The organism is Vibrio sp. 1731, from assembly GCF_033339955.1.
In the GTDB taxonomy this organism is placed as follows: Bacteria; Pseudomonadota; Gammaproteobacteria; order Enterobacterales; family Vibrionaceae; genus Vibrio; species Vibrio alginolyticus.
The window spans coordinates 1-1,059 of sequence record NZ_JAWOVO010000164.1; the positions used below are offsets into that span (position 1 = coordinate 1).

Here is a 1,059-nt window from a genome sequence, read left to right on the forward strand (position 1 = left end):
TTGTTTAAAGCCAACCCTAAGAGCGTTTGTCATCAAGATTGCCCACAAATGAGCCCACAACCAGAAATGGATCGCTTTGCCAGTGAGTTCGGTGAGCAAGACGTTGCCGTTGATGGCCAAGCTCCAGAGAACGCACTAGAAAATGATGAACCAAAATACGCACCACAAGTGATCTCTGAACAAAACGCATTCTTGATGCGTGAAATGATGTACAGCAACATCTGGGGTGGCGGCAACTGGCGTGAAGGAACTGGCTGGAACGGTACCGGCTGGCGTGCGCAAAAACTTGAGCGTCGTGGTAGTGGAGGTAGAACTGGTACGACTAACGATTCAAAAGACGCATGGTACAACGGCTATGGTCCGGGCGTGGTTGCTATTGCATGGGTGGGCTTCGATGATCACTCACGCGCGTTAGGCCGCACGACGGTGAACAGCAATTTGGGTCAAGGCCAAGTATCTGGTGCTGAATCAGGTGCGAAAACAGCAGAACCAGCATGGATTGACTTTATGCAAGTGGCATTGGAAGGCAAGCCAGAACAAGGCAAGAATATTCCAGATGACATCGTGCGCGTTCGCATCGATCGCAACAGCGGTCTGCTGACTCATAAAGTGGATAGCACGTCCATGTTTGAATACTTTGAGAAAGGCACGGAGCCAACCGAATACGTTGGTAACAGCCTCGAAGACAGCATTTATTCAAGCGGTTCTGGTGGCACAACGGAAGAGTTGTTCTAAACCAAACGAAAGAAAAGATAAGGGGAGAGCGTTGGCTCTCCCCTTTTTTATAACGTTAAGCGGCCATAGAAGATGGCTGCGACTCTAGAATTGCTTTGATTTTCGCTGCTAATGCTTCAAAACGAGCACGCAACGGAGAGCCAGGGCGGTACGCCAAAACAATGCTGCGTGAAGGCGTAGGGTTGACGGCAGGAATGTAGCAAACGCCATCTTTTTGTTTTTCGGCTGGAATAGAAAGCTGAGGCAACAAAGTAATACCCGCTCCCGCAGCAACCATATTACGCAAAGTTTCTAAACTGGTGGCTTTAAAGCGCTCATCATCTT

1 protein-coding gene and 1 pseudogene are annotated in these 1,059 nt (G+C 49.2%); one reads left to right on the forward strand and one right to left on the reverse strand.

Translation table 11 applies throughout. The annotated features are described in order from the left end of the window. A pseudogene (locus tag R7035_RS25950) lies at positions 1 to 735 on the forward strand (penicillin-sensitive transpeptidase); the annotation flags it as partial. Between the two features lie 55 nt (positions 736 to 790). On the opposite strand, the gene R7035_RS25955 reads toward R7035_RS25950, so the two are convergent. Continuing rightward, positions 791 to 1,059: LysR substrate-binding domain-containing protein (locus R7035_RS25955; protein WP_318146413.1), on the reverse strand; the 269-nt coding region annotated here is incomplete at its 5' end.